Source organism: Ruegeria sp. HKCCD8929, assembly GCF_013031405.1.
Classification (GTDB): Bacteria; Pseudomonadota; Alphaproteobacteria; order Rhodobacterales; family Rhodobacteraceae; genus Ruegeria.
Genome location: NZ_WPZY01000001.1, coordinates 107,298 through 129,196, shown reverse-complemented (window position 1 = coordinate 129,196; position 21,899 = coordinate 107,298). Strand labels below are relative to the sequence as shown.

The window sequence follows — 21,899 nt, the reverse complement described above, 5'->3', positions numbered from 1 at the left end:
CTCCGGGGTTCAGGCCGCGATGGTCCGGTCAAGGCTGTCGAGCGCACCGGTCAGCGTCGACCGCAACGTCAGCGGAATGTTCAGCGGGTTTTCGTCCAGCATCGGCAGCACCGGGTTGGTCTCGACAAATCCGCGCATGTCGGTCAGCGCCGCCTGCAGCTTTTTGCGCGCCGCCTGCTGGGCCGCGGCATCGGCGGCCCCATCCAGATCCATCATGCTGGCCTGCAACGCCACCAGCCGGGTCTCGGTAATGCTGTTCAAACCGGCATCGGCGATCTGTTCAAACAGCGGCATCCCGCTCTTCTTCATCGCATCCTGCAATTTGCCGAGCTGGTCGTTGACCTCATCCCGCGCTTCGCGCCAGATCGGCAGGGTCGGAGCGATATCGGCCATCTGCACAGGCGCCTGCGCCGCCTTCTCCGCAACCTGTTCGATCCGGGTCATCTTGGCATCGGCCTCGGCCAGCTTGCCATCCCGGATCATCTGAACGGCCTCGTTGAACACCTCAAGCAGCTTGGATTTCGCGGGCTCGGGCAAGGCCTCGATGGCCGCTTTCACCCCCTTCGCCCGCGCCGCCAGTGCGGCCGGGTCGGGTGCGGCGCTTTCCAGCTTGTCCAGCGCCTGCTCGACGGCACGGATCGACTTGTCCGCGCCATCCAGATCACCGGCCCTGATCTTCTCGATGGCCCCCAGCATGACCTCTTTCAGCCGTTTGCCCGCATCCCCGCGCACCTCGGCAACCCGCGGCTGCACCGCCTGAACCCTGCCCGCCAGCTCCTTCTTGCGCTCCGCATCCGGATCGGGCTCCGCCTCGGGCGCTTCTTCCTCAGCCGGTGCGCCATCGACCGGCTCATCGCCCTCATCCCATTCGGGATCGTCGGGCAAGTCACTGATATCGCTCTCGACCACCGACCCGTCCGGGCCCATGATCACCACGTTGACATGGATCTTGTTGGACTTGAGATAGCGTTTGACCGTCTTGGCCATCATCGGCACCAGACGCTCGCAAGTCATCTCAACGGTCTTGCCCTTCACCTGGAAGGTGCCGAACGAGAACTTCTTGGCATCCGCCATCTTGCGCGCGGCCTTGCCCAGCATCGGCGGTGGCTTGCGGCGGTGCACCAGCAGCACGGTGGCCTCCAGATCCTTGTGCGGAGCATAGCCGAACTGGATGGCCATCTTCTTGCCCAGCTTGACCATTTTCTTGAGCTGCGGACCGGTCAGCCTTTCCTCGGCCATGATCGTCTACTCCTGATCTGCCCCCGTCGGGATATGCAACGAGCAGACGACAAGGCTGACGCTAGGTCAAGCTAAAGCTGTGCCACCGGGGCGCCAGCCAACCGGGCCGGACGGCTCAATCGCCCGAGGGATCGTAAATGTATCCGATCCCGCGCACCGTGCGGATGATCTGGGGTTTTTCGGGATTGGCCTCGATCTTGCGGCGCAGGCGCGAAATGCGGATGTCGATGCTGCGGTCGAACGGGTCCCAGGACCGGTCATGCGCCTGTTCCAGTATCTGGTCGCGGTTCAGCACGCGCCCCTTGTTGCGGGCAAACACCTTGAGCAGGCTGAACTCCATCGCCGTCAGCTTCAGCTCCTCGCCATCCGATGTTGCCATCTTGGCCGCCTCCACATCCAGAATGTAGTCGCCGAACCGGGCGGTCTCGCCCGCCCCGGTATCCGCCGGAGCCTCCGTCACGCTCTGCCTGCGCCGCAGCACCGCCTTCAGCCGCGCCTCCAGCTCGCGCAGATCGACCGGTTTACCCAGATAATCGTCCGCCCCCATCTCCAGCCCGATGATGCGGTCCACCACATCGCCCGCCGCCGTCAGCATGATCACCGGAACCGGGTTCTCGGGCCGCAGCGACCGCAACAGCGACAGGCCGTCCTCGCCGGGCATGTTGATGTCGAGAACGATCAGATCGACATCGCGGCCCGCCAGTATCTCGCGCAGTTCCGAGGCATTGGCCGCAGGCGAGACATCATAGCCGCGCAGGGTCAGATACTCTTCCAGCATCTCGCGCACATCGGTCTCGTCGTCGCACACCAGTATTCGTGTCGGGTCCTGTGTCATCTAGCGGTCTTTCGCATCCTTGAGAATATCCTGCACCAGCTGCCGCAGCTCTTTCGGCGCCACCGGCTTTTCCAGATAGGGGCGCCCCGCCTCGCGCAGCATCGCCTGCGAGGATGCCCCCATCGTATCACCGGTGATAAAGGCCGTGCGCCCGACCATATCCGGGAAACGGGCCTGCAAAGCTTCGAACAACGCCCGGCCATCGACACCCGGCATGTTCAGATCGCTGAGCAGCACGTCGAACCCCGCGGTTTCCAGCCTGGTCAGGGCCTCGTCCCCCGACCCGGCCACCTCAACCAGGAACCCGTCACGCCGTAGCGCCTCGGCCATCAGTGCGGCCACCTCCTGTTCGTCATCCACGATCAGAACCCTGCAGGGCCGGGTCACACCGTTGGCGGCATCGGTCTCTTCGTCCTCGACATGCTCCGCCGGGGCCACGGGCAACTGGATGACAATGCGGGTTCCGCCCTCATGTTCCGCATCCAGCCGGATCCGTCCGCCATGGGAATGAATGATCCGGTGGCAGATGGTCAGGCCAATGCCTGTGCCGTCGCCGACCTCCTTGGTGGTGAAGAACGGCTCGAAGATGCGCGCCCGGTGGGCATCGGGAATGCCGGGCCCGTTATCCTCAACCGCGACCTCGACCATCTCGCCGGAGGCCCGCGCGACGATGTCGACGCGGTCGCCGGTTCCGGACTTGGTGATGGCCTGCACCGCGTTGATGATCAGGTTGATGATCACCTGCGTGATCTGATCCGCATCGGCCAGAATGTCCGGCAATGCACCCGGCGGCTGATAGCGGACCGTCAGACCATCCTGCGTGTGCCCATACCCGGCAACATCCACCGCCGTCGCCACGACCGAACCGATATCGACCGGCTCCATCTGCGACGGGCTCTGCCGGGCCATCGCCAGAAACGTCTTGACGATCTTGGCGCAGCGTTCGGCGGCCGAGGCGATCTTTTCGACCCGCCGCTGCACATCCGGATCGAGCGTGTCTTCCTGCATCATCAGCGCATGGCCCACCACCACCGACAACGGGTTGTTCAGCTCATGCGCGACACCCGCCAGCAACTCGCCCAGCGCCGACATCTTCTCGTTCTGAAAGACCATCTCGCGCTGCAGATCCAGTTCCTCCTGCATCGCCAGCTCGTCGGTCATGTCCCGCGTGTTCGACACGATCACCGGCTCGCCGTGAAACTCGATCAGCCGCGACGAGACCGAGCCCCAGAACTCCTCTCCGGCTTTGTTGATGAACCGCGCCCGACGGTTCTTGACGAAACCGCTCGCCTTCAGCTCTTCCAGATAGGCCGCGCGTTCGTCGGCATCGGCATAGTAGGACCGGGCACTGTCCACCCGCCCGAACAGGGCGGTGGTCTCGGGGCTGCTGAACAGAACCTTCCCGGTCTCAGCATTGGTCATCTGCACCGGCACCGGGCAGGCTTCGAGCACCCGCCGGATCAGCGCCTGCGCCTCGACCTCCTTGGTCAGGTCGATCACGCTGGTCACGATGACATCCTCGCCGTGATATTCGACGATCCGCGCCGACAGCAACGCCGGAAACTCGCGCCCCTGCGCGCGCACCCGCAGGCGGTAATTGTTGATCTGCCCCGCCGCCAGCAGCTCGGTCACGAAATCGGCGCGGTCCTCAGGGTTCACGTAATGCTCGCTGGCCGACTTGGTCTTGCCGAACAGCACCTTGGCAGCGGGCGAGCGATAAATGATCTCGCCGCTGCCCACCCGGGTCATGATCACCACGGCCGAGCTTGCGTCCAGCACCGTCCGCACCAGCGTATCCCCGTCGCGCTGCGCCTCCTCGGCGCGCTTGCGGTCGGTGATATCGGTGCGGGTCACCACAAACCCGCCCAGCGACGTCGGATGGGTCGAGACCAGATAGCACCGGCCATCGGTCTGTTTCAGCTCGAAATCGGTGACATGGTCATGGGTGGTCTCCAGCCGGTTGCGCACCCATTCCTCTTCGCGCCCGACCGCATCGGCATAGATCCCGCGCCGCGCCGTCTCGCGCATCAGGATCTCCCAGTCCAGACCCGGCTCCAGCATCTCGGCCACCGCGGCATTCATTTCGCGGTAACGCTGGTTGCAGATCACCAGCTTGCGGTTCTCGTCATAGAGCGCGAACCCCTCGGACAGGGATTCAATCGCGTCGCTGATCAGGTTGCGCACGCGATCGGGGTTCTGGGTTGCTTCCTGCCAATCGGTCATGGTGCAAATCTATCCACCTTACGTTTCAATCGGTTTTCAATGGCGGCGCGCTTTGTTTCAATTGTTTCAGAACCGGGCCCGAATTCCGCCCGCCTGCGGATCCAGCCCCCGGAAATTGCCCGCGAATTTCCGCCCCGGCCCCGGATCCGGCCCCGAAACAACTGAAACACAGAAACCGGCGCGCCGACAACAAGCTGAAACAGCGGTCTCCCAAATAGGGTTCATTCAACGAAACCCCGCGGGAGACAGACCATGACCGCACATTTCGAAGCACCTAACCATTTGAACGCGCCGGTTGTTGCGCTTCATTCGTCGGCCTCCAGCAGCGCCCAGTGGCGCGACCTGCAGGCACAGATGGCCGAACGCTTCAACTTCGTGGCCGTCGATCTGCCGGGCTATGGCCTGGACATGTCGCGCACCACGACCGCCAAGGGCTTTGATCGCGTTGCCAAGCCGATCATCGACCGGATCGAGACACTGGGCGGCCCCGTCCATCTCGTCGGCCACTCCTTTGGCGGCGGCGTCGCATTGCGCATTGCCCTGACGCGCCCCGACCTGGTCAAAAGCCTGACCGTCTTCGAACCGGCGGCGTTTCACCTGCTCAAGGCGTCCTCGCCCGAGGATCGCGAGATGTTCGAGGCCCTGCGCGCCATCGGCCAGCGCTTTGCCGAGGCCGATGCCCAGACCGGCATGCAGACCTTCATCGACTTCTGGAACGGGCAAGGCGCCTGGGACCGGATGCCCGAGGACCGCCGGAAAAAGATGGCGATGCTGTCGCCCAACGTGGCCGCGGATTTCGAGGATCTCGACACCGACGAGTCCCAACTGGCCGACCTCAGGACCCTCGGCATCCCGACCCTGGTTCTGGTGGGCATGGATTCACCGGCGGTCGCCCAGCGCACGGCCAAACTGGTTGCCGCCAACGTGCCGGGGGCCGAGCTCGCCCTGCTGCCCGATCTTGGCCACATGGCCCCGATCGTGGCGCCGGAATGGGTCAACCCCCGGATACATCAGCACATTGCCCGCGTGCAGAAAGCGGCGGCGCATGTCCGCTGGCCAAACGCCCGGGCCGCCTGACTGGCGGTCCGGACCCCTTCACCAACAAGGAGAAACCGATGTCCGTCCCCAATGCCCTCCGCGCCCTCACCGGCACTCCCCAAACCCTGAACACCCGCAAAAAGGAAACCACCATGATCACAGCCATGCAGCAGACCGCCCCCGACTACACCGCCATCAAGGCCAAGCAGAACGCCGCCTGGGCGTCCGGCGATTACGCCAGGATCGGCGTGACCCTTCAGATCACCGGCGAGGAACTGGCCGAGGCCGCCAACCCCGCCCCCGGCGCCAAGGTGCTGGATGTCGCGGGCGGCAACGGCAACGCCACGCTGGCCTTTGCGCGGCGCTGGTGTCAGGTGACCTCGACCGATTACGTCGACACCCTGCTGCAGGCCGGGCGCGCCCGGGCCGAGGCCGAGGGGCTCGATGTGACCTTCGAAGTTGCCGATGCCGAACACCTGCCCTATCCCGACGAGAGTTTTGACATGGTGGTGTCGACCTTCGGCGTCATGTTCACCCCGAACCAGAAGAAATCGGCGTCCGAGATGATGCGCGTCCTGCGCCCGGGCGGCCGGATCGCCATGGCGAACTGGACACCCAACAGCTTCATCGGCCACCTGTTCAAGACCCTTGGCCGCCATGTCCCGCCCCCTGCCGGGGTCCAGTCTCCGGCGCTTTGGGGCACCGATGACTGGATTGCCGAGCAATTCGCCGACGGATCGCGCGAGATCGCGCTGAAGATGAAGAACTTCAACTTCCGCTACGCCTCGACGCAGCATTTCGTGGATATCTTCAAGACGTTCTACGGCCCGGTGCACAAGGCGTTCCTGGCGCTCGGCGACGGCGCACCCGCGCTTGAGGCGGACATCGTGGAAACCGTCGAACGCTTCAACATCGCCACCGACGGAACCATGCTAGTGCCCTCGGAATATGCCGAGATCGTCATCACCAAGGCGTAAGGCCAATACCGGGCGGCGGGGCCTCTGTCCCGCCGCCCGGCCCCGCGCCGGGCTTTCCCGGTCGGGTGAATTGTGCAAACATATTCCTTTAAGTTCATCATATTCGACGTAATCAGGGGGTGGGGGAACATGCCTTCTCAGACGCTATTCGAGAAATACGGTGGCTTTTCCAGCGTCAGCAAGGTCGTCATGGCATTCTACGACACCCTGCTGGACAGCGACGATATCGGCCCCTTCTTTGACGAGGTGGACATGTCGAAGATGGTCGATCACCAGACCAAGTTCGTCGCCATGCTGTTGGGCGGTCCGGCCTCCTACACCGATCACCAGCTGCGCCGGTTGCACTCCCATCTCGACATCCGCGACGCCCATTTCGATGAGCTCAAGGTGGTGCTGTCCGGAACCCTGCAGGATCACGGTTTCGACCCCGAGGATATCGAGGCCGTTTTGGCCGAGTTCGAAAGCCGCCGCACCCTGATTGTGGATGACGCCCATGTCGATTGAAGCCATCAATGAACAGCTCCTGCGCGCGATCGGCGTCGGTGTGGGCCTGCTCGACCGCAAGACCTTTCAGTTCCTGTTCCAGAACGACATGTTCGAGGACTGGTTCGGCGACCGGCTGGTCTCGGGCAAGCTCGAAGATGTGTTCGACGGGTTCGACATGGAAGAGCTGGCCACCGCACTTGCCGAATCCGGCCGCTACACCGCCGAGATCCGGCACCGCAAGAAACGCCGCCAGCTGGTGATCGCCGCGGATTTCACCGCAACCAATGAGGCCGGTCAGGACCTCGTGGTGCTGGTCTGCCAGAACATCACCCGCATCCGCGAGCTTGAATCGATGATCGACTCCTACTCGATGATGGTCGAGCGCAACACCCGCGAGATCAAGCGCGAGAAAGAGCAGGTCGAAAAGCTGCTGCTCAATATCATGCCCCGCGCGGTGTACGAGGAATACAAGGCCTTCGGCGTCGTCACCCCGCAGCTTTACGACCCGGTCTCGGTCCTGATGCTGGATTTCGTGGGCTTCTCCGAGATGGTGGCCGCCGCCGATCCCAGTGTCACGGTCACCGAGCTGAATGACATCTACAGCGCCTTCGACCGCATCGGAGAACAGTTCGGCTGCGAGCGGATCAAGACCATCGGCGACGCCTATATCACCGTCGCCGGGCTGCCCGACCCCACGCCGGACCACGCCCGCGCGGTGGCCAACACCGCCCTGCGCTTCGTCCGCTATCTGGAACGGCGCAACGAAAGCCACCCAAACAAGTGGAAATGCCGCATCGGTCTGGCGACCGGCGCGGTGGTCGGCTCGGTCGTGGGCATCCAGAAATACGTCTACGACATCTTCGGCCCGGCGGTGAATCTGGCGACCCGGCTTCAGGACTGCTCCGAACCCATGCAGATCACCATCCAGGACGAGATCGAAAAGGCGCTGCGGGACCAGTTCGACATGGTGGCGATGGGCGAGCGCGACATCCGCGGCTTTGACCGCCAACAGATCTGGCGCCTGCTGGACAGCAAGACCAGCGCCACGGCGGCCTCCTCCGAGGAAATCTCGCGAAGCTGAACCGCCCGCCCGGTCATGTCCCCGACCACCAGCCCTCGATCTCGGCCCGCGTCACCCGGTCTGCCAGACCCAGCGCCACCAGACCGGGGGCCTGCCCGCCCGCGACCGCCCGCAGCTCGCAATTGGCCCCCACGACCTGCACCTCGATCATTCCTTCACCGGTCTGGACCAGACCCTTGATGCGCCAGATGCCGCCGGGCCTGCGCTCCAGCTTGTCCTGCAACGCCGCCCGGTCGCGCATCTGCGGACACGCGCAATGCCAGCCCGTATAGGCCGGATGCCCGGACGGCGTGACCCGCTGGCCCATCGGCACCACATCCAGCAACAGCGGCGTGACCCGATCCCCACCCAGCAATACCGGCGCGCGCGGATGCAGCGGTGCCAGCAACGCCGCGACCTCGCCCGGCACATCGTCCGTCTTGGTCAGAACCACCAGATCCGCCACCCCGATCTGCTGGCGGATCTGCGGCGCGATCTGCGCATCGTCCAGCAACCCCCCGATCTGCCCCGCATCCACCACCGTGACGATCCCGGCATAGCTCAGCTCGGGCTCGGCCCGCGCCACATTCGCGATGGCCGCCGGATCGGCAATGCCGCTGGCCTCGATGATCAGATGGTCGGGGCGCGGGGCGCGGTCCAGCACATCGCCGACGGCCATGAACAGATCGGCCCCCATGGTGCAGCAGACACAGCCATTGGTCAGCGCAATCGTGTCCTCATCCGTCGAGGCCAGCAGCGCCGCGTCGATGTTGATCGCGCCGAAATCGTTGACCAGCACCATCAGGCGCAACCCGTGATCCTCGGACAGCAACCGGTTTATGAGCGTCGTCTTCCCGGCGCCCAGATAGCCTCCGACAACGCTCAGCGGCAGCCGGGTCACAACAGATGCACCTCGCCGCCCGACACGGTGCCCAGCACCGGCACATCCCGGATCGCCTCCGGCGCAACCCGGGTCGGATCCTCCCCGAGGATCGCGAAATCCGCGATCTTGCCGGTCTCGATACTGCCGATCTCCCCATCCAGACCCAGCGTATAGGCCGCGCCCAGTGTGATGGCATACAACGCCTCACCCACCGTGATCCGCTGCGCCGCGCCCAGCACCCGGCCCGACATGGTCGTCCGGTTCATGGCACACCAAGCGGTGAAGAGCGGCCCCATCGGCGTCACCGGCGCATCGGAATGGATGGCAATGCGCACACCCTCGTCCAGCGCACTGCGGGCGGCATTCATCCGCATCGCCCGATCCTCGCCAATGGTCAGCGCGGCATGCTGATCGCCGAAATACCAGATGTGATTGGCAAAGATGTTGGCGCAGACCCCCAGCCGCGCACAGCGCCGGAACTGATCGGCACCCATCATCTGGCAATGCTGCAACACATGCCGCGCGCCCGGCCACGGATGCGCGCGCGCCGCCGCCTCCAAAGCCGCCAAAGACACGTCCGAGGCTTCGTCCCCATTCACATGGATATGCATCTGCACCCCATGCCTCTGCATCGCCGCGCATAGCGCGAATATCTGATCCGGTGGCGTATTCCACAACCCGTTGGGCTGCCCGCCCACATAACCCGGCCACTTCACCCGGGCCGTCCAGCCCTGAATGGACCCGTCCGTCATCAGCTTGACCGCCCCAAGCCGCAGCCTGTCGGTCGACCGCGCCCTCAGCGCCAGCGCCCGCTCGGCGATCCGCTCCGGATCGCCGCCCGCCGCCCCCAGCGCGGGCACCAGCCGCAGTCCAAGGCCCGGCTGCCCGGTCACCCGCAGCAGCGTATCGACATCGGCCTCCTCCATCTCGGCGAACAGATCGGTCGCGGTGGTCACCCCGGCCCGGCGGCAGACTTGGGCATAGGTCTCGATCACGTCCGGGCGCTGGGTCAGCGCGCGGAAATCGATGCCCGTGCGCCGCATCACCGGGAACATGGCGGCCATCTCCTGCAACTCGCCCGTCGGCGCGCCGTCCAGCCCTTTGACCACGCCCTCGATGTTGCTGTGCCGGTCATAACCCGCAAGCGCCAGCGCCGCCGAGTTCGCGCACATCAGGTGAAAATTGGAAAACAGCACCACGATGGGCCGGGTGGCCGAGATCCGGTCAAGATGGGCACGACCCAGCCGGTCACCCTCGATGAAGATCGGATCGAACCCCCAGGCCACCAGTGGCTGGCCCTCGGGCAGACCGGCCTCATGGCCGCGCAGCCGTTCGATCACATCCGCGATGTCGGTCATGCCCCTGTGCAGCACGCCCTCGGGGTCGATCCGGTCGTGATATCCGACATAGGCATAGCGCCACATGGCCCCCGCCATCATATGCGCGTGGCCCTCGACAAACCCCGGCATCAGCACGGTATCGGCCAGCCGGTCGTCCTGCACCACCTCCTGATCCGGCCAGACACAATCCGCATCGCCCACGGCCAGAATCCGGCCCTCGCGCACGGCGACATGGGTCGCCTCGGGGCGGTTGGGGTCCATGGTGATGATCCTGCGACAGCGGAAAAGCGTGGTCGATGCCATGAGATCCTCCCGGGTTGACCCCCGGCGTAACGCAACTTCATTCCGCTGCAAAATGGATTTACTGTCTGATTAAGGCTTAGGAAATGTGGTAATCAGATGAACTTCACGCTCAAACAGCTGCGATATTTCGATGCCGCCCTGCGCAGCGGCTCGATCGCCCGCGCCGCCACCGAGATGAACATCTCGCAATCCTCGATCACCGCGGCCATCGACCAGATCGAACAGACCATCGGCGCGGAACTGTTCCGCCGCATACCCGCAAAGGGGCTGATCGCGACCGAGCTGGGGCGCGCCGCAGGCAAACATATCGCCGCCTTCCTCGACCAGTCGCGGGTGTTCGAATCCGATCTGCTGTCTCTGGTGGGCGATCCGACCGGCACATTGCGGCTGGCCTGTTACGAACCCACCGCGCCCTATGTCCTGCCACCCCTGCTCCGCAAGATCGCCGACAGCTACCCCGAGGTGCGCATCGACGTCATGGAGGGCGACATGCTGGTGGTCAACGACCTCTTGCGCTCGGGCTCGGTCGATGCGGTGCTGACCTACCGGCGCTACACGCATCCAGATAATCGCTTCGTGCCGCTCTTCCGCGCCCGGCCCTGGGCGCTGATACCCGAGCATTCGCCGCTCTCCGGGCAGGCCTCGGTCACGCTCGGGGATCTGGCCGCACAACCGCTGATCATGCTCGACGTGCACGGCACCCGCGACTATTTCCTGACCATGTTCCAGAACCAGGGCCTGACACCCGACATCGTGCACTCCACCAAATCCGGCGCCGTGCTGCGCGGGCTGGTGGGGGCACAGTTCGGCCACGCGATCCTGAACATCTGCGGACCCAATGACCGGGACCGGCAAGGCGGATACATCGCCACGCCCATCGCCGGAGAGGTGGACGTACCGCTCTACGGCATCGCCTATGCGCCACAGCTTGAAAACTCGGCCGTCGTGCGCGCGATCATCGACACCGGCACGGCGCTGGCGCGTCAGGGCACGTTCGAGCACCTGCTGATGGAGCCTTGAGGACGGGTCTTAACCACAAAAAATAGATCTTTACGTAACAGAAAACCCTGTTTTCTAGCGGTATGCCCATCGGTTACCGTCGGATCAAAGCTGATCGGCCTCCGGTAACGAACAAGCCTGCCCAACCAATAAGTGCTCTCAGGCCGATGGGCGAACCGTGCTGCCAGGGAGGAATGACATGCACAGACGAACCCTACTCAAGTTAGCAACCTCGGTGTCGCTTGCCGCCGGGCTGACGCTCTCGGCCCTGCCCGCGGCGGCGGCGGACGTGACGATGAACCTCGGCTTCGGCGCGCCCGAGGCGTCGATCTACGGGCGTTTCGGCACCATCTTCAAGGACAAGCTCGAGGCCCTGTCGGGCGGCTCCATCGAGGTCAAACTGCGGTGCTGCAACCAGATCTCGTCCGAGGACGAGGCGTTCAAGGCCATGCAGCTGGGCACGGTCGACGGTTTCTTCATCACCGCCAACAACGTCTCGCCGCACTGGCCGCTGATGGACGTGACCGTGCTGCCCTACATCTTCCAGGACACCGCGCATCTGGAAAAGGTGGTCGATGGTGAGGTCGGCCAGCTGATGAAGGACAAGCTGCAGGCGGAAACCAGCGTGCACCTGCTCAGCTTCGGCCCCGCGCTCTATCGCGACTTCTACAACTCCAAGCGCGCAATCAACACGATGGCGGATATGGAAGGCCTGAAAATCCGGGTGCCCAAGAACGAGGTGATGATCGCCACGTTCGAGGCGTTCGGGGCCGAGCCGGTGCCGCTCGCGTGGTCGGAAACGCCAACCGCCCTGCAGACCGGCACCGTGGATGGCGGCGACAACGGCACCTCGTTTATCCGCGACATGAAGTTCTATGAGTTCGAACCGCACCTGGTGATCCTCGAGCATTTCGTGGCGATGGCACCGCTCTTTGCCTCGGACGCGTTCATGAAGCGGCTCAGCGACGAACAGCGGGCGCAGGTGCAGCAGGCCGCCGACGAGGCCGGTGCGGAACTGCGCCGTCAGGTGCAGAACGAGACCGAGGAAATCCGCGACTGGCTGGTGGCCGAAGGCGGCATGGCGATGACCCGCCCGGACAAGGCGGATTTCATCACCGCCTCGCAGGCGATCCAGCAATCCTTCGCCGAGGAACGCGGGCAGGAATTCATCGATCTGGTGAACGCCATACAGGCCGCCGCCAACTGATCGCCAACACCCGGCGGGGCGCCCTCCGGCGCCCCTCACATGCCCACATCTGAACAGGTAAACCCCCATGTCTGCCCTGAAATGGCTTGAGCGGCATTTCGAGGAAGTGATCTGCTGCAGCGCGCTGGTGTTGATCTCGATCTGCGTCTTCGCGCAGGTGGTCGCCCGCTACATGTTCCAGACCGCCCTGCACTGGTCGGAAGAGATCGCCTCGATCAGCATGGTCTGGGCCGTCTATATGGGCGCAGCACTCTGCGTGCGCGAACGCTTCCACATCCGCATCCTCGTCGGCATCAAGGCACTGCCGGAACGCGCGGGCCGGATCGTGATCTTCGGCGCCGACCTGATCTGGGCGCTGTTCTCGATCTTCATGATCAAGGTCAGCTGGGACTACCTGGCGGTACTGTGGAAATTCACCTCGCGCAGCCCCAGCCTCGGCATCGACCAGTTCTACCCGCAATCCATCCTGGTGATCGGCTACGCGCTGATGCTGGTGCGGCTGATCCAGACCTATATCGCCTGGTACCGGGACGGCGGCGAAGGCATCCCCGGCATGCTGCATGAGGAATGGGATGAAACCGTCAAGGATCAGGAGCATCAGCTATGAGCTCGCTGCTGATCCTCGCCATCGCCTTTGTCGCCCTGACCGTCATCGGCACCCCGCTCTTTGTCGCGGTCGGGGTGACCACCGCGCTGGCGCTCTACCTGATCGAGATCCCCTACACCCTGATGGCGCAAACCGGCTATTCCAGCCTGACGCCCTTTCCGCTGCTGACCATCCCGCTTTTCGTTCTGGCCGGGCGGCTGATGGAGGTCGGCGGCATGGCCAACCGCATGATCGCCATCGCAACCAAGCTGGTCGGCGCCTATCGCGGCTCGATGGGGCTGGTGACGGTCTTTGCCTGCATGCTGTTCGCCGCGCTTTCGGGATCGGGGCCCGCCACCACCGCGGCCATCGGCTCGGTCACCGTCCCGGCCATGCGCAAGGACGGCTATGACGTCCCCTTCGCCGCCGCGATCACCGCCAGCGCCGGCGCGCTCGGCAGCCTGATCCCGCCCTCCAATCTGATGATCATCTACGGGCTGGTCTCGGAAACCTCGATCCCGCGCCTGTTCCTGGCGGGCCTCATCCCCGGGTTCCTGGTCACCGTGCTGCTGATGATCACCACCTACATCATCGCCCGCAAGCGCGGCTACGGCGGCACCGGACACCCATTCTCGTGGAAGCCTTTCCTGAATGCCGCGTGGGAGGGGAAATGGTCGATCGGCGCGCCGGTCCTGATCCTCGGCGGCATCTATGGCGGCGCCTTCACCCCGACCGAGGCGGCGGGCGTCGCGGTGTTCTACGCGCTTTTTGTCGGCCTCTTCATCTATCGCGAGCTGACGGTGGAAAAGATCGTCGATGCGCTGCGCTTTACCGCGCTCTTGACCGGCATCCTGATCCTGCTCACCCCGACGCTCGCCTTCGGACAACTGACCGCGTTCTACGACGTGCCGACGGCGGTGCAGCAGGGCATCACCTCGATCACCGAAAACCCGATCCTGGTCATGCTGCTGATCGGCGTATTCTACATCTTCATCGGCACCTTCATGGAGTCGCTGGCCCAGATCGTGCTTTTCACCGCCGTCTTCCTGCCGCTGGCGGTCTCGCTCGGGATCGACCCGGTGCTGTTCGGCGTCTTCACGGTAATCACCTGCGAGATCGGCTTTCTCACCCCGCCGCTCGGGGCCAACCTGACGGTGGCGGCCCGCATTTCCGGCGTGTCGATGGAACGGATCTCGGTCGCGGTCCTGCCGTTCATCCTGGCCTATATCATCGGCATGGTGATCCTGATCCTCATCCCTGACCTGACCCTGTTCCTGCCCGACTGGGTCTATGGGGTAGCCAAATAGAGGTGCCACATGTTCGATCTGATCCTCAAAGGCGGCGATGTCGTGGACGGAACGGGGGACAAGGCCCATACGGCCGACATCGGCATCACCGGCGACCATATCGCGGCGGTCGGCGCGCTTGAGGCAAACGAGGCATCGCAGATCGTCGATGTGACCGGCCTGACAGTGTCGCCCGGCTTCATCGACATGCACACCCATTCCGATTTCACCCTGCTCGCCGATGGCCGCGCCGAAAGCCAGGTGCATCAGGGGGTGACCACCGAGGTTGTCGGACAATGCGGGATCAGCTGCGCCCCGGTCTGCGACCACCACGCGATCCCGTCGGTCTCGCCCTGGTACACCGACAAGGCCGACCACCCCCACTGGCACAGCTTCGGCGAATATCTCGACGCGCTCGACCGCACCGAGCTGGGCGTGAACGTGATGGCCTTTGTCGGCCACGGCAGCATCCACCGTGCGGTTCTGGGCGAGGCGCTGCGCGCGGGCGAACCCGATGAGATCGCCCAGATGAGCAAAATGGTCGATCAGGCACTGGAGGAAGGCGCCGGAGGCTTTTCGACCGGGCTGGAATACTGGCCCGGCATCCTCGCCGCGCCCGAACATATCGTGCCGATGTGTGAACAGGCCGCCCGGCGCGGACGGCTCTATGCCACCCATGTGCGCAACCGCGACACCCAGTACGACCTGGGCTTTGCCGAGGCCATCGCCACCGCCCGGCAGGCGGGCGCCAAGCTGCAGATCTCTCACATCCAGCCGAAATTCGGCGCCCCCGACTATGCGATGGATCACACGCTCGACATGATCGACGCCGCCCGCCGCCATGACGTAGACATCGCCTTCGACGTCATCCCCCATGACTGGAACCACACGCTGATGGCCGCCATCCTGCCCAAATGGGCGCAGGCGGGCGGGCTGGACGAGGTGCTGAAACGGCTGGCCGACCCAGAACAGCGCGAAAGGATCAAGGCCAACCCGCAACCGATGTGGCTGATCGTCAAGGCCCGGCACTGGGGCGACATCGTGCTTCTCAATGCAACCGTGAACAGGGATCTCGTCGGCGCCGACTTTGCCGAGATCGGCCGGATGCGCGGCGTCGATCCCTATGATGCCGTCCTCGACATCCTGCTGGAAGAGGGCGAGAACCTGATGAGCGTGTTCTGGTCCTCAAAATCCTTCCGCGATCAGGATATCGACCTCTGCCTGCAACAACCTGAATGCGCGGTGATCTCGGACACCGTCGCCGTGGCCCCCGATGGCATCCTCAAGGACCATGTCGGATCGCTCAGCGGCTACGGCTGGGCCGCGCGGTTCCTTCAGTATTACGTCCGCGACCGCGCCGTGCTCTCCCTGCCCAACGCGATCCGCCGCGTCACCTCGGTTCCTGCCGACCGGCTGGGCCTGAAGAACCGCGGACGGCTCAAGCGCGGGCACAAGGCCGATATCTGCGTGTTCGACCCGGCCAACATCGCCAGCAACTGCTCGGCCCGCCACCCCCGACGCTACGCCTCGGGCATCGCACATGTTCTGGTCAACGGACGCTTCGCCATGCGCAACGGCTCCCGGACCGATCAGAACGCCGGCGAGGTTCTGCGCGACTTCGCCGGATAGAAAACTCCGGGCATTTGGCGCTGGGCGGGCGCATCGGCAAGGGTGTACAAACCGGAAGATCCGCCATTTGAACCCTGTACAAAAAAGAAGGTTCACGCCTGCGCGGGCACGGGGTAGAAGGCGGGCAGAGCAGTTTCCGGAGACCGATCATGACCGCCCCCAAGCCCGTTGTCCTGTGCATTCTCGATGGTTGGGGCCTGTCCGACGGAACCGAGGCAAACGCCCCCCATCTGGCCAACACCCCCACCTTCGATGCGTTCATGGCCAAGGGTCCGCACGCGCAACTGATCACTCACGGCCCGGATGTGGGTCTGCCCAGCGGTCAGATGGGCAATTCCGAGGTCGGCCACACCAATATCGGCGCCGGCCGGGTGGTGGCGATGGATCTTGGCCAGATCGACCTGGCCATCGAGGACGGCTCGTTTTTCGAGAACGAGGCGCTCAGGGATTTCATTGCTAAAACAAAAGCTTCCGGAGGCACCGCGCATCTGATGGGACTGGTTTCGGACGGCGGGGTGCATGGGCATCTCAACCACATCGTTGCCGCTACCAAGGCGATCACGGACGCTGGCGTACCGGTGGCCCTGCACGCCATCACCGATGGCCGCGACGTGGCGCCGAAATCGGCCTACGGCTATATCGGCGAATTGCAGGACCGCCTGCCCGACGGCGCCCGTATCGTGACGGTATCCGGCCGCTACTTCGCCATGGACCGCGACAACCGCTGGGAGCGTGTCGAAGAAGCCTACAACGCCATGGTCAAAGGCACGGGCCGCCATGAATCCAACGCCCATTACGCCGTCGACCACGCCTATAACCAGTCCGAAACCGATGAGTTCATAGCACCAACCGTCCTTGCCGATTACGCCGGAATCCAAGACGGCGACAGCTTTTTCTGCCTCAATTTCCGTGCCGACCGGGCGCGCGAAATCCTCCGCGCCATCGGCGAGCCGGGCTTCGCCGATTTCGACACCGGCGCACGGCCCAAACTCGCGGCACTTCTGGGCATGGTCGAATATTCCGACGGCCATAACGCCTATATGACGACCATGTTTCCCAAGCGCGATATCGTGAACACTCTGGGCGCCTGGGTCGCCAAGCAGGGCCTGCGCCAGTTCCGGCTGGCCGAGACCGAGAAATACCCGCATGTGACCTTTTTCCTCAACGGCGGCAAGGAAACGCCCGAGGAGGGAGAGGACCGCTACATGCCGAAATCGCCCAAGGTGGCGACTTATGATCTGCAACCCGAGATGTCGGCGGCCGAAGTGACGGCGAAATTCGTCGAGGCGATCAAGGCGGGGTATGACCTGATCGTCACCAACTATGCCAACCCGGACATGGTGGGCCATACCGGCGATCTGAACGCAGCGATCAAGGCCTGTGAGGCGGTGGATCAGGGGCTCGCGCAGGTGGTGGTCGCGCTGGAAAAGGCCGGCGGCGCCATGATCGTGACGGCGGATCACGGCAATTGCGAGGTGATGGTCGACCCCGAAACCGGCGGCCCGCACACCGCACATACGCTTAACCATGTGCCCGTGGCGCTGGTCGGTGGTCCTGACGGGGCCAGGCTGCGCAACGGGCGGCTGTCCGATCTGGCCCCCACCCTGCTGACGCTGATGGGCCTTCCCAAACCACCCGAGATGACCGGCGAGAGCCTGCTGGCATGACGATGCGCGGCGCCCTGCTTGCGGCGGCCCTGTGGGCTGGTGCCGCAAGCGCACAGACCGATCCTGGTGAGGCCGCGCGGGCCGCGGCGCAGATGCTGGAACAGGCGGCAATCGGGCTGAGCGAGGCCGACAGCGCCCGCGACCGGGTGCGCGCGCTGACCACGACCGTCCGCGCCTATGAGGCCGGTCTGGCCGCCATGCGCGACGGCCTGCGCAAAGCCGCGACCCGCGAGGCGCAACTGACCGCCGAATTGCGGGCACGAGAAGGCGAGGTCTCGCAGCTTCTGGGCATCCTGCAGACCATCGAAACCTCGTCTCCACCGATCCTGATGCTGCATCCGTCCGGGCCCCTGGGCGCGGCGCGGTCGGGCATGATGCTGGCCGAGGTCACACCTGGGCTGAACGCTCAGGTGCAGAGCCTTGCCCGCGATCTGGAAGAGGTGCGCACCCTGCGCCAGCTTCAGCAGAGCGCGGCAGAAAAGCTGGAAGAGGGGCTGTCGGGGGTGCAGACGGCGCGCACCGAACTGAGCAAGGCCATTGCCGACCGTACCGACCTGCCGCGCCGCTTTACCGAGGACCCGGTGCGCACCGCGATCCTGATCTCGTCCACCGAAACGCTGGACGGGTTTGCCAGCGGCCTGTCTGAGACCGCAGACGGCGAGATCGCGGCGACCAATGCGGATGTCTCTGCGCAGAGGGGGCAGATCGAGCTGCCGGTGCAGGGCGTGCTGCTGCATCGCGCCGGTGAGGCCGATGCCGCCGGGATCACGCGGCAGGGCCTGATCCTCGCCACACGACCCCGGGCGCTGGTGGCCTCGCCCACCGCCGCCACGATCCGATATCGTGGGCCGCTCTTGGATCTGGGCAATGTGGTCATCCTTGAACCCCAACCCGATCTGCTGTTCGTCCTGTCCGGCCTGCAAGAGGTGTTCGGCGACCCCGGGCAGGTCATCCCGGCGGGCAGTCCGGTGGGTCTGATGGGAGGTGCCGCACGGGAAATCGGCGCAATTCTGTCAACAAGCGGTGATGGCACTGGAACTGGCCAGTCAGAAACGCTCTATATAGAGGTCAGAGAGGGCGGCAGCCCGGTGGACCCCGAAACGTGGTTCCGAACCGATAAGGATGGATAAACGAGCATGAAGAAATTCGTGATGGCCGGACTGGCCGGAACACTGGCGGGGATCATCGCCACAACGCAAGTGGCAGGACCGCTTGTGGCGCAGGAAGCCAAGGCCAATGCCGGGGTCTATGAACAACTTGATCTGTTCGGCGATATTTTCGAGCGCATCCGCGCGCAATATGTGGAAGAGGTCGGCGCGGATGAGCTGATCGAGGCGGCCATCGACGGGATGCTGACCTCGCTCGATCCGCATTCGAGCTATCTGTCGCCGGACGATGCCGAGCAGATGCGGGTGCAGACCCGGGGCGAATTCGGCGGTTTGGGCATCGAGGTCACGCAGGAAGAAGGTTTCGTCAAGGTGGTCTCGCCCATCGACGGCACCCCTGCCGATGAGGCCGGGATCGAGGCCGGGGACTTCATCACCCATGTGGACGGCGAAAGCGTTCTGGGCCTGACGCTGGACAAGGCGGTTGAACTGATGCGCGGCCCGGTCGGGTCCGAGATCATCATCACCGTTGTCCGCGAAGGCGAGCAGGAGCCCTTCGACGTCTCGATCATCCGCGACACCATCAAGCTGACCGCCGTGCGCGCGCGCACCGAAGGCACCAGCGTTGTACTGCGCGTCACCACCTTTAACGACCAGACCTATCCCAACCTGAAAGAGGGTCTGGACAAACAGGTCGAAGAGGCCGGTGGCATCGACAAGATCAACGGCGTGGTGCTGGATCTGCGCAACAACCCGGGCGGTCTGCTGACCCAGGCGATCAAGGTGTCGGACGCGTTTCTTGAGGAAGGCGAGATCGTCTCGACCCGGGGCCGCAACCCGGCGGACGGCGAGCGCTTCAACGCCGAACCGGGCGATCTGGCCCAGGGCAAGCCGGTCGTGGTGCTGATCAATGGCGGGTCTGCCTCGGCCTCCGAGATCGTGGCCGGCGCGCTGCAGGATCACCGCCGCGCGATCGTTGTGGGCACCAAGAGCTTTGGCAAGGGGTCGGTTCAGACCGTGATGCCGTTGCGGGGTGAAGGCGCGATGCGTCTGACCACCGCGCGCTATTACACGCCGTCGGGCCGGTCGATCCAGGCGCTGGGTGTCAGCCCCGATATCGTGGTGGAACAACCGCGCCGCCGTCCCGAAGAGGAGGAAGAGGAGGCAAACTCGCCCCGCACCCGCTCCGAGGCCGATCTGCGCGGACGTCTGAACAATGACAGCCTCAGCGAGGATGAAATCCGCCAGATCGAAGAGGACCGTGCCAAGGCTGAAGCCACCGCCGAGCTGCGCGAGGAGGATTATCAGTTGGCCTACGCCATCGACATCCTCAAGGGTCTCTCGGCCTTTGGTACACCTGAGTAAATCCACAGTCGAACCGAGTTGAGGCAAGGGCCGCTGACGACGCGGCCCTTTTCTTGTGAAGGCCGGTTGGCTCCAAAGGACTCTCACATCTCTTGTCCAACGGAGGGCCGCGCCCTCCCTCGGGTGGGCGCTCGCACCGCGCGTGGTCGGCTCTTTATCTCAAAAACACCGAACGACTGATGAGTGGTGTGAGGCTTCGCCAATGCGCCCTCCGTCACGCCGGAGGCGCGCCAATCATAAAGTGGTGCACCTTCGATGCGACGGGGAGGAAGGGGTGGCCCGGCGGGCTTCGCCCTTGATTCCGGGCCATCGGCATGGCCGTAGAACCGCGCGAGTATTGACCCAACGCGGCGCGCTACCTGACAATAGGGTTATCCCATTCTCTGGTGCCCGCATGAATATCGACAAGGAATACGAACTGCCCTTCCCGGTTTCCGAGGTCTTCACGGCCTGGGTTTCATCCGAAACCGCAATCCCTCCGGCCAGCCGCATGAACATCGAGCCGGTTCCGGGCGGGTGCTATGAGCTGTTCATCGATGGACCCGATGGCGGGGCCAGCAACCGTGGCCGGTTTCACCTGGTCCAACCGAATGATCGACTGGTCTATACATGGGAATGGAACGGCGACGGCGAGGTGACCGTCATTGATGTCACGTTCCAAAGTGACGGCCCCCAAACCCGACTGCGCCTGTCTCACCGGGGCTTCCTGTCCAAAGACAGAGCCAAGATGCACGATGCCGGGTGGGACAGCTATATCCAGGGCCTGACGGATCACATCCGACGCCAGCGCTGAAGGGTCAGTGATCCTTCAACAGCCGCTGTTTCTGCCGCGACCAGTCGCGTTTGGCCTGAGTCTCGCGCTTGTCGTGGGTCTTCTTACCCTTGGCGATGCCAATCTTCACCTTGGCCAGGCCCTTGTGGTTGAAATACAGCACCAGCGGAACCAGCGTCATGCCCTTGCGCTGGGTGGCGTTCCACAGGTTCGACATTTCCTTGCGTGAGACCAGCAGTTTGCGCCGCCGCCGTTCCTCATGCTTGAAGACCTTGGCCTGCTCGTAGGGCGGAATGTAGGAGTTAACCAGCCACAGCTCGCCCTCTTCGACCGCCGCATAGCTGTCGGCGATGTTCGAGCCTCCGGCGCGCAGGGCCTTGACCTCGGACCCGTGCAGCACGATGCCGCATTCGAGGTCCTCCTCGATCGCGTAGTCGAAACGGGCCCGCCGGTTTTCGGCGATCACCTTGTAGTTCGGGTCTGTCTTCTGCTTGGCCATGGGGCGCAGATGTATGCGCCCTTTGGGGGCCATGCAAGCGGGCGTTGGCGCTTTCGGCAGGCAATGCGGGCCGGACGTGGCGAAGCCGGCATGCCACGGGTCATCGGGCGCGGCGTGCCCGGACATGCTGGACGATCCCCAGCAGGCTGATCGCGATCCAGAAGCTTTCGATCAGCATCGACGCCAGATTGAAGTTCTGTAGCAGCGAATAGACGATCAGCACCGAGCCCAGCAGGTTCAGGACCGGAAAGGCCAGATCCTCGGAATTCATGATCCGCATTTGCGTCGCAAAGTAAGCCGCCACAACGATCAGCGCACCAAAGGAACCCACGGCATCGGCCAGTGTGAGGGTGTCAATAAAGGCGGCCATTTCTGAGCTCCGGCATAATGAATTCAGAG

20 protein-coding genes are annotated in these 21,899 nt (G+C 64.2%); 13 read left to right on the top strand and 7 right to left on the bottom strand.

Going from position 1 to position 21,899, the window contains the following annotated elements; all coding sequences use genetic code 11:
• Window positions 1–9 precede the first annotated feature (9 nt).
• From GOX53_RS00635 to GOX53_RS00625, 3 genes are all read right to left on the bottom strand, one after another.
• Complete coding sequence (locus GOX53_RS00635; protein ID WP_171173055.1) at window positions 10–1,239, bottom strand: hypothetical protein; 1,230 nt, start codon at window positions 1,237–1,239, stop codon at window positions 10–12.
• Between the two features lie 115 nt (window positions 1,240–1,354).
• The gene (locus GOX53_RS00630) at window positions 1,355–2,074 is read right to left on the bottom strand and encodes a response regulator (protein ID WP_171173054.1); all 720 of its coding nucleotides are present in this window, start codon (window positions 2,072–2,074) and stop codon (window positions 1,355–1,357) included.
• The gene (locus GOX53_RS00625) at window positions 2,075–4,297 is read right to left on the bottom strand and encodes an ATP-binding protein (RefSeq protein WP_171173053.1); all 2,223 of its coding nucleotides are present in this window, start codon (window positions 4,295–4,297) and stop codon (window positions 2,075–2,077) included.
• Between the two features lie 252 nt (window positions 4,298–4,549).
• On the opposite strand from GOX53_RS00625, the gene GOX53_RS00620 reads away from it, so the two are divergent.
• The 4 genes from GOX53_RS00620 to GOX53_RS00605 all read left to right on the top strand — a co-directional run bounded on the left by GOX53_RS00620 (window position 4,550) and on the right by GOX53_RS00605 (window position 7,879).
• Window positions 4,550–5,374 carry an alpha/beta fold hydrolase gene (locus GOX53_RS00620; protein WP_171173052.1) on the top strand — a complete coding sequence of 275 codons (825 nt, stop codon included), beginning with the start codon at window positions 4,550–4,552 and terminating at the stop codon, window positions 5,372–5,374.
• A gap of 38 nt (window positions 5,375–5,412) precedes the next feature.
• Complete coding sequence (locus GOX53_RS00615; RefSeq protein WP_254446409.1) at window positions 5,413–6,312, top strand: class I SAM-dependent methyltransferase; 900 nt, start codon at window positions 5,413–5,415, stop codon at window positions 6,310–6,312.
• 129 nt (window positions 6,313–6,441) lie between these two features.
• Window positions 6,442–6,816, top strand: coding sequence for a group 1 truncated hemoglobin (locus GOX53_RS00610; RefSeq protein WP_171173051.1), 375 nt, complete (start codon window positions 6,442–6,444; stop codon window positions 6,814–6,816).
• Window positions 6,806–7,879, top strand: a complete 1,074-nt coding sequence (locus GOX53_RS00605; RefSeq protein WP_171173050.1) for an adenylate/guanylate cyclase domain-containing protein — start codon at window positions 6,806–6,808, stop codon at window positions 7,877–7,879. The genes GOX53_RS00610 and GOX53_RS00605 overlap by 11 nt, the downstream gene beginning before the upstream one ends.
• Window positions 7,880–7,892: 13 nt before the next feature.
• On the opposite strand, the gene GOX53_RS00600 is transcribed toward GOX53_RS00605, so the two are convergent.
• Entirely contained in the window at window positions 7,893–8,759 is an 867-nt protein-coding gene (locus GOX53_RS00600; protein ID WP_171173049.1) for a GTP-binding protein, read from the bottom strand.
• Window positions 8,756–10,384, bottom strand: a complete 1,629-nt coding sequence (locus tag GOX53_RS00595) for an amidohydrolase (RefSeq protein ID WP_171173048.1) — start codon at window positions 10,382–10,384, stop codon at window positions 8,756–8,758. The genes GOX53_RS00600 and GOX53_RS00595 overlap by 4 nt, the downstream gene beginning before the upstream one ends.
• Before the next feature lie 96 nt (window positions 10,385–10,480).
• Between GOX53_RS00595 and GOX53_RS00590 the strand changes: the two genes are divergently transcribed.
• The 9 genes from GOX53_RS00590 (at window position 10,481) to GOX53_RS00550 (ending at window position 21,022) form a co-directional block, all read left to right on the top strand.
• Complete coding sequence (locus GOX53_RS00590; protein ID WP_171173047.1) at window positions 10,481–11,404, top strand: LysR substrate-binding domain-containing protein; 924 nt, start codon at window positions 10,481–10,483, stop codon at window positions 11,402–11,404.
• Between the two features lie 178 nt (window positions 11,405–11,582).
• On the top strand, window positions 11,583–12,590 hold the full coding sequence (locus tag GOX53_RS00585; protein ID WP_171173046.1) for a TRAP transporter substrate-binding protein: 1,008 nt from the start codon (window positions 11,583–11,585) through the stop codon (window positions 12,588–12,590).
• A gap of 67 nt (window positions 12,591–12,657) precedes the next feature.
• Window positions 12,658–13,197: a TRAP transporter small permease gene (locus GOX53_RS00580; protein WP_171173045.1), complete on the top strand. Its 540-nt coding sequence runs from the start codon at window positions 12,658–12,660 to the stop codon at window positions 13,195–13,197.
• Window positions 13,194–14,483, top strand: coding sequence for a TRAP transporter large permease (locus GOX53_RS00575; protein ID WP_171173044.1), 1,290 nt, complete (start codon window positions 13,194–13,196; stop codon window positions 14,481–14,483). The genes GOX53_RS00580 and GOX53_RS00575 overlap by 4 nt, the downstream gene beginning before the upstream one ends.
• Window positions 14,484–14,492: 9 nt before the next feature.
• On the top strand, window positions 14,493–16,091 hold the full coding sequence (locus GOX53_RS00570) for an amidohydrolase family protein (protein ID WP_171173043.1): 1,599 nt from the start codon (window positions 14,493–14,495) through the stop codon (window positions 16,089–16,091).
• Window positions 16,092–16,240: 149 nt separating this feature from the next.
• Window positions 16,241–17,758: a 2,3-bisphosphoglycerate-independent phosphoglycerate mutase gene (gene gpmI, locus GOX53_RS00565; protein ID WP_171173042.1), complete on the top strand. Its 1,518-nt coding sequence runs from the start codon at window positions 16,241–16,243 to the stop codon at window positions 17,756–17,758.
• A complete protein-coding gene (locus GOX53_RS00560) occupies window positions 17,755–18,888 on the top strand; it encodes a peptidase M23 (RefSeq protein ID WP_171173041.1) in 1,134 nt (377 codons plus the stop codon). The genes gpmI and GOX53_RS00560 overlap by 4 nt, the downstream gene beginning before the upstream one ends.
• A 6-nt stretch (window positions 18,889–18,894) precedes the next feature.
• Window positions 18,895–20,229 carry a S41 family peptidase gene (locus GOX53_RS00555; RefSeq protein ID WP_171173040.1) on the top strand — a complete coding sequence of 445 codons (1,335 nt, stop codon included), beginning with the start codon at window positions 18,895–18,897 and terminating at the stop codon, window positions 20,227–20,229.
• Window positions 20,230–20,623: 394 nt separating this feature from the next.
• On the top strand, window positions 20,624–21,022 hold the full coding sequence (locus GOX53_RS00550; RefSeq protein ID WP_171173039.1) for an SRPBCC domain-containing protein: 399 nt from the start codon (window positions 20,624–20,626) through the stop codon (window positions 21,020–21,022).
• A gap of 4 nt (window positions 21,023–21,026) precedes the next feature.
• On the opposite strand, the gene smpB is transcribed toward GOX53_RS00550, so the two are convergent.
• The gene (smpB, locus tag GOX53_RS00545; protein WP_171173427.1) at window positions 21,027–21,500 is read right to left on the bottom strand and encodes an SsrA-binding protein SmpB; all 474 of its coding nucleotides are present in this window, start codon (window positions 21,498–21,500) and stop codon (window positions 21,027–21,029) included.
• A gap of 100 nt (window positions 21,501–21,600) precedes the next feature.
• Window positions 21,601–21,870 (bottom strand): hypothetical protein, encoded by a 270-nt coding sequence (locus GOX53_RS00540; RefSeq protein WP_171173038.1) that lies wholly within the window; start codon window positions 21,868–21,870, stop codon window positions 21,601–21,603.
• Between the last annotated feature and the right edge of the window lie 29 nt (window positions 21,871–21,899).